Origin of the sequence: Sivoneniella epilithica UHCC 1019, assembly GCF_040830845.1 — a bacterium.
In the GTDB taxonomy this organism is placed as follows: domain Bacteria; phylum Cyanobacteriota; class Cyanobacteriia; order Leptolyngbyales; family Leptolyngbyaceae; genus ULC077BIN1.
This window is the reverse complement of sequence record NZ_JBFPDP010000047.1, coordinates 33,968-40,363: the sequence shown is the minus strand read 5'-3', so window position 1 is coordinate 40,363 and position 6,396 is coordinate 33,968. Positions and strand designations below refer to the sequence as shown.

7 protein-coding genes and 1 tRNA gene are annotated in these 6,396 nt (G+C 49.3%); 3 read left to right on the top strand and 5 right to left on the bottom strand.

Annotated elements, in window-relative coordinates; translation table 11 throughout:
* Positions 1-231 precede the first annotated feature (231 nt).
* A complete protein-coding gene (locus AB3R30_RS21775) occupies positions 232-2,157 on the top strand; it encodes a hypothetical protein (protein WP_458651311.1) in 1,926 nt (641 codons plus the stop codon).
* Positions 2,158-2,202: 45 nt separating this feature from the next.
* Here the strand turns inward: AB3R30_RS21775 and AB3R30_RS21770 are convergent, their stop codons facing one another.
* Positions 2,203-3,564 (bottom strand): four-carbon acid sugar kinase family protein, encoded by a 1,362-nt coding sequence (locus AB3R30_RS21770; protein WP_458651310.1) that lies wholly within the window; start codon positions 3,562-3,564, stop codon positions 2,203-2,205.
* Between the two features lie 379 nt (positions 3,565-3,943).
* Between AB3R30_RS21770 and rplS the strand changes: the two genes are divergently transcribed.
* Both rplS and AB3R30_RS21760 read left to right on the top strand, forming a co-directional pair.
* Positions 3,944-4,309 (top strand): 50S ribosomal protein L19, encoded by a 366-nt coding sequence (gene rplS, locus AB3R30_RS21765; protein ID WP_458651309.1) that lies wholly within the window; start codon positions 3,944-3,946, stop codon positions 4,307-4,309.
* A gap of 115 nt (positions 4,310-4,424) precedes the next feature.
* Positions 4,425-4,497, top strand: a tRNA-Trp gene (locus AB3R30_RS21760).
* A 60-nt stretch (positions 4,498-4,557) separates the two neighbouring features.
* Here AB3R30_RS21760 and AB3R30_RS21755 read toward each other — a convergent pair.
* The 4 genes from AB3R30_RS21755 to AB3R30_RS21740 all read right to left on the bottom strand — a co-directional run.
* On the bottom strand, positions 4,558-5,646 hold the full coding sequence (locus AB3R30_RS21755; RefSeq protein ID WP_458651308.1) for a site-specific integrase: 1,089 nt from the start codon (positions 5,644-5,646) through the stop codon (positions 4,558-4,560).
* The gene (locus tag AB3R30_RS21750) at positions 5,643-5,861 is read right to left on the bottom strand and encodes a hypothetical protein (RefSeq protein ID WP_458651307.1); all 219 of its coding nucleotides are present in this window, start codon (positions 5,859-5,861) and stop codon (positions 5,643-5,645) included. Before AB3R30_RS21750 ends, AB3R30_RS21755 begins: the two co-directional genes overlap by 4 nt.
* The gene (locus AB3R30_RS21745; RefSeq protein WP_458651306.1) at positions 5,845-6,042 is read right to left on the bottom strand and encodes a hypothetical protein; all 198 of its coding nucleotides are present in this window, start codon (positions 6,040-6,042) and stop codon (positions 5,845-5,847) included. Before AB3R30_RS21745 ends, AB3R30_RS21750 begins: the two co-directional genes overlap by 17 nt.
* A partial coding sequence (locus AB3R30_RS21740; RefSeq protein WP_458651305.1) for a hypothetical protein occupies positions 6,035-6,396 on the bottom strand: 362 nt, incomplete at its 5' end. The genes AB3R30_RS21740 and AB3R30_RS21745, both read right to left, overlap by 8 nt.

The following is a 6,396-nucleotide window of genomic DNA, read 5'->3' as shown; positions in this document are numbered from 1 at the left end:
GCATGATTGGTTCAGAGGTAGCTGCCGCTCTATTCTCTCCCATCTATCCACCAAAATAAAGTTGACAGCCTACTAGCCCCCTACTTCAACTCCGACTCGGATTGCTTGAACCTTCTTCCAAGGGAATTCTTCATAAAATTACTGTGAAGCTTTGCCGTCAGAGAATTATGATATTCTCTCAAGTGGTGACGCTTGTTGATAGCGATCTTTTCAGTGTGAGAAGCAGAACTTGTGCAATATTTTAATTTTTTACTAGCCCCCTCGGTGCGAGGGTATCGTCTCATTACCAGCGGATTGATGAGCATAGCTGCGGTTTTAGCCATTAATCCCCAGTCAGCGATCGCGCAGGTGACTACGCTACCATCGAACCTTAATCCAAGTCTAACCTTTCAGACAAGCGGACGCGAACGTCCTCCGGAAGTTGGCGATTGGTACACTACCCGTACCTCTGCCAGCACTGATAGAATCCATCGATTTTTCATCAGCGTCACCCCATCAGATTTAGCAGCCGCAGGCGGTGCAATTCCCATCCGCATTTTAGATGGAGAAAGCAATGGAGCGATCGATGAAATCGATGCTGGTGTATTTGGCACTGTGGTCTGTGTAGCAGCAGGTAACTGCGATCCCACCCGATTCACCTTGCTGGCTCCAGGCGGCGCAAATATTGGGACGTTGACCTACAACACTATTGGCGTACCCGCTGCGGATGGTCAAAATGATCTGTTGGGCACCATCACAACCCCTGGAATTTATCAGGTGACTAGTGAAACAGGAGCATTTCCCATTTCAGGAGATCCCACAGTCGCTTTAAACAATGACGATAACGGCTTCCTGATCCAAATTTCGGGCGTTGCCAACTTGCTGATTGGGCAATTTCAGGGAAATATCCAGCAAAACTCTGGGGCTTCCATTAACTTGAGGCTATTTACCCTGGTCGGTCCAGGGACAGGCACCCTGTCTTTCCGCAACTTTGATCTGGATGGCGGCGCTGTCATTAACTACATCAGCCCTCCAGGTGGCTTAGGCACTCTCCCAGCAACGATATCAGGGAATGGGGTCTGGAATGGCGGCGGCAACTTAGATACTGGTGCAGACAATATTGCGGGTTTAAATCCACTGAATGACGCAGGATCATGGGAATTTCAGGTGAATGGCTACACTAACAACAACCAAACCTTGTTTGAGGCAAATACTGGACCAACCCGCCTGCCGCTGTTTGATACCCCGCCCACTCGCGCCGGAAACTTTACGGTTACAACCGATACAACTCGCGAAACTCCGGTAGGGCAGCGGGTTTGCCACCCGTTTAGAGTAACGAACAACTTCTTTACTACCGATATCGTTAACTTGGTGCCCACTGGCACAAACCCCAACTACACCGCGCAATTCTTCCGAGATGAGGCGGGTACGGTGCCGCTGACTGATACCGATGGCGATGGGCAGGTAGATACAGGCATTTTGGCAGCAAGTGGTGGCTTTGTTGATTTATTCCTGTGCGTGACTCCTGCACCCGGTGCCATTCAACCCGACGGCAGCATTATCACCGACACCACCACGATTACTGCCACGTCCTTTATGGATCGTAAGGTGCGTGCCCAATCTGGTGCAGGTGCTCCGGTGCCGCAGTCGGTAGTGAAAACGACGCGCCCCTTGGCTGCTGGGGCTGGAACGCCTGACTTTAAGGTGGTGAAGCGGATTACCAATGTGATTCGCAATGGGTCACCGCTGGCTGGGATCAATTTTGACGCAGTGATTGATGATCCGACGGATACCAATGACACGGCGGCGGGTTTTGCCCAAATTCCGCTTGTGGGTGTGACGGCTGTACCCATCACTACGCCAGTGCAGAGTAATGATGAAGTAACTTACACGCTTTATTTCTTGTCGGATGGCGCATCTCCGGCGATCGATGTCAACATTTGTGACTTGATTCCTGGTGGGCTAAGTTTCATTCCTGGATCGTTAGAGGTCAAGCTTGGGAGTGCGGCATCGCTACCCGGTGGCAACTTTTATGCGCCCTTAGCACCGCTGCCCAACAATAACTCCTGCACAATTCAAACAAATCCAAATGGTGCGGCGATTTATGGGTTGGGCACTGTTTCTAATAGCCCAGGCAGCAATTTTGGCTTCGCCCGTTTCCGCGTTCGGGTAAATTAGAGGTCTAAAATACCCGTCAAGGTGACCGAATCGTACCATAGCGAATTAAGTAAGGGATTGCGCTAAGCGCTGATAGACGGTAGCCAGGGCGGTAGCATCACCCACGTTTCCTGGAAACAGCACAATGGGCAGATTGGGAAACTGAGGATGGTCGGCAGCGGTTCGCACCATGGAAACGCCGGGTAGCACTTGACCTAATAGCCATGCCGTTCTCAGGGCTAACCCAGTACTCAAAGTGTCGTTAGAGGTGATGCCGCCTTTGCTAATTAAAAAACCGATCGCGTTTGGTAGGTTCTGTAAGACATCCATCAGCAATCCAGACACCGCTTCGCCAAAATCTAATCGGGTTTGGGCATCATCAAAGGTGAGTTCATGCCGACTGGTATAGACTACCGAAGTTTTACCATCGGCATAGATTGCGTTTGTTTGCTCTAGAATTTCGGCTAGAAGGTGCGATCGCGCCTCTTCTCTATCCGGTGCCAACAGCCGCGACACCTCCACTTGCACCCCAACAATTCCAGGTTGTTCTAATAAGTGCTGGAGTTGTTCTGTGGTTTTTTGAACGTGAGACCCGACAATCACCGCACCCGGTTTGCTGTTCCGAACATACTGCGCCATGGCTTCAGGGGCGATCGCTTGAGCAGGCAACGCCGCTAACGCCGTCAGCAAACTAGCAGCACTCCGAAACAAAAATCGTTTTCCTTGATCTGCCGCTGCCAGGATATCAGCAGCAAATCGGTTCAAATCCGCTTGCGTCTCTGCATCCACCACACAGCACTGGTTATCATGCAGATGCAGCAATCGTTCCAATACGCCTTGACGAATCTCTGCAAGCAAAAAGCGCTCAACCTGCTCGGCTGGGATGCGTCCTTCAGTCTTTTCTGCGACGTAATCGGGCAAATAGCTATGGCTGTAGCCAAACACAGAATCCTGGGCAAACTCGGTTTCATGCACTGGAGTCTCCACGCCATCCACTTTTAAATAGTGAACGCTATCACGGGTAGTGCGCCCCCCTTCAAAAAAGGCTGGAGTCAAAAAGTGAGCATCAAAAGCGCCTAGTTCTGAAGCAATCACATCGGTTTCAATCGGATAATGTCCGCGCAAAGTAGAGTCTGAACGACTGACAACCAAAAAATCTTGGATATTCTCTAAATCAAGCGCTTGCTTCAGATTTTGGCAGGCTTCACGGGTGACATCTGCTGCTTTCTCAGGAGTCAGCGATCGCGTATTCGTCAGCACAAAAAATATCGGTGCGTCATCCTGCAATCCCAGCCTGAGCGTTTCTACATCCCACTGCATCAGCAGCAAACAGCTATGCACCGTTTGGGAACCAGTTGGATCATCATCTAAAACAATAATTTTGGGACGAGTCATTTTTGTTAGAGCGGCTGAAGTGGCTATGACCATTATTGAGCTAGCCGAGTCCCCTTTTACGCTTGAGCGGTACAACTCCTTCGATAAACTTGTAGCGAGTCAGCCTGCGATCGCCCTGATAAATTAAGCTAAATAGCCAATCAAACCGCGCCATTGAAGAACAAAACACAGATTCAACGCGATGTGCAACTAATCGCCCTCACCCCAAACCCCTCTCCCCAAGGAGATGGGCTTTCGGACATTTCTGGTTCCCTCTCCCATTGGGAGAGGGCTAGGGTGAGGGCAGTCTTTGCAGGCATCACAGGCAAGTCGCACATCGCGTGATTCACCAAGAATAAACCTTTACCCTCTAGACGTTTCCTCCCATGCTAATGTACAGTTAAAGACTGTGAGTTTTTGACCAGCGAAACCTATGCTGCACGCCCAAGAAATTATCCACTCGATTGAAGTGGAACAAATGAAATCGGATCTGCCCATTATTTATATTGGCGATACCGTTAAAGTCGGTGTGATTATTCAAGAAGGTGGTAAAGAACGCACTCAGCCCTATGAAGGAGTTGTCATTGCTAAGCGTGGCTCTGGCATCAACCAAAATCTTACCGTGCGTAAGGTTTTTCAAGGAATTGGAGTGGAGCGCGTTTTCCCCATTCATTCTCCTCAAATTGAAAGCATCAAAGTGCTGCGGCGTGGTAAAGCCCGTCGTGCTAAGCTTTACTATCTGCGCGATCGCGTTGGTAAGGCAACTCGCCTGAAGCAGCGGTTTGATAGAGCTTTGTAACTATTTGCAATTAGCTTTCAGTCCATAAATTAGCTTTCAGTCCATAGTGGTTTGCTGAAAGCTAATTACACTCAATGCTAAACTAGCATTATTGAATGCCAGTTTTTACTCTTTTGCGCTCTTAGTTCAGTTGGTAGAACGCAGGTCTCCAAAACCTGATGTCTGGGGTTCAAGTCCTCAAGGGCGCGCTTTTTTATCAGACAACTTGAGCCTAACTTGTTTGTTATTAAGCAAGATTTAAGCAAGATTTAAGCAAGAATTTTAGGTGCAACTGGACGATCGCTTCTCAGTTTTGCCCGTTCGTGTGCTTCCTCATGTTGCGCTGCTGTAATCCAATGGTGATAAGTGTCGTGATGGACCGCAACAGAATGTCCCATCTGTTGGGCTGCGAAAGCATCAGGTATGCCATAACGAACGGTTCTGATCGCCCAACAATGCCGCAAGTCATAGGGGGCAAACGGCATTTTTGCCCGTCTCAAGTAGCAGGTCACTCTATCGCCATAGTCAGAATGCTGCTTACCAGTCACGGGTGGCTTAATCACTTCCCGAAGGTTGAACGTTTCAATCCAGTCGGGGTGATATGCCCAAGCTTGGTGACCGTTCGTCTTGCTCTCAATCACCCTCACCGACTCACCGCCCTGGAGTAACTCATCCAGGTCTAGATAAAAAACCTCATGATTCCTTAAGCCGAAAGTTGCCATCATGCCATAGACCCACTTCCAGCCGGGATTGATCAAAGCTTGATAAAAATCTACGATCTGCTGATCCGTTGGCAGCGATCGCGGGTCTACCTTCCTTGCTGAATATGTTCCCTGTAGCGGCTTGAAATCGACCGTTAAGCCTGCTGTTTTGGCTAGCTGACCCAATGCCGTACAAAAACGCTTGCGGGTCTTAGAATTGGCTTTAGAAGCCTCTACAGCTTTCAGCAATAAATCGACTGTGAGCATTTTTGATTGAGGCAATCGCTTAAACACGTCTGCATAGTCCGTTTCCCATGTAATCGCTGCTATCTGAGGACGCTTTTCGCTCTCAAACTGGGCGATCCATTCCTCTACCGTCTCTGGTGGCTTATGCCGTGCAGTTAGGTAAGGCAGCCAGTCAAACTGTTTGCAGTCCAGGAGCGCTCCCACTTTACGCGCTTCCCTCTCAGCGATCGCGATTCCCGTTGGGGTAGCAGCAATGTCCAAAGTAATTCGTTGCTGATGCTTGCGTGTCTCATGGCTAGTTGGTTTAGGGGGTAAGGTTGCTTGAAGATACAGCTTCTTACCGATTTGTTCAATCCGAACTCGAACCAAAGCGTTTTTGAGTCGTTCATTCGCCTGGTCTAGTTGGCTCATGCTATCCGCTCCTGTTTTATTCGTTCAAATTCGGCTCTCTTGCGGTAGGTATCCAGGCAATGGCTTAAATGGTGGAACTCTCCCTGTGTGAGGGAATAGCGGTTCTTTCGCCATTTTTGGTAAAGCGGCTCATGTTGCCAATCGCCAGCGGGGTCGAGATCATTCAGCACATCTCGCAACACAGACAAGTGGGCGATTTCATTCAGGCGATCCATCGCTTACCTCTGCTGCTAGCTCAAGCCAAAAATTAGGGTCATTCAGCAAGTTTTGCGCCTGCTGCATCTTTTCCTCGGTGTAAATGTAGTCCAGCATTTCAAGCTGGATAGCACCATCTTCCCCGGGTGCTTGGGGTTGTTTGCGCCTAGGAGCGCGTGTTGGCTCAGGACGGTTAACCATTGTTCCTCCTGGCTTCCACTGCTGCCCAATAGTCTTGAGGGGTGATGTCTTCCGGAATCGGTGCCATTGCGACTGTGGTTTGCGTTATTGCTGCTTGTGCTTCGTATTGAGCAAACTCTCGTTTGTTTGCAGCTTTAAGCATTTCTTTCTCCACCCATTGCTCCATCAATGCAGGTTTTTGGGGTAGTAAATTTGCTCTGTTAATCAGCCAGTTTCGATACTCCAGATCGCCCTCTTTTTCTTCCTCGCGCCCGATCTCTCTCCCTTTAAATGAATTAATTGTATTAATTGTATTAATTGGAGAGTCGCTAGAACGCTTACTGCTAGCTGACTTCAGCCGTTCGTTTTCCGGAA

Bases quoted from the DNA above. Each gene is read 5' to 3' on its own strand.
- AB3R30_RS21750 (WP_458651307.1), bottom strand. From the start codon at position 5,861: ATGGATCGCCTGAATGAAATCGCCCACTTGTCTGTGTTGCGAGATGTG.
- rplS (WP_458651309.1), top strand. From the start codon at position 3,944: ATGCTGCACGCCCAAGAAATTATCCACTCGATTGAAGTGGAACAAATG.
- AB3R30_RS21755 (WP_458651308.1), bottom strand. From the start codon at position 5,646: ATGAGCCAACTAGACCAGGCGAATGAACGACTCAAAAACGCTTTGGTT.
- AB3R30_RS21770 (WP_458651310.1), bottom strand. From the start codon at position 3,564: ATGGTCATAGCCACTTCAGCCGCTCTAACAAAAATGACTCGTCCCAAA.
- AB3R30_RS21745 (WP_458651306.1), bottom strand. From the start codon at position 6,042: ATGGTTAACCGTCCTGAGCCAACACGCGCTCCTAGGCGCAAACAACCC.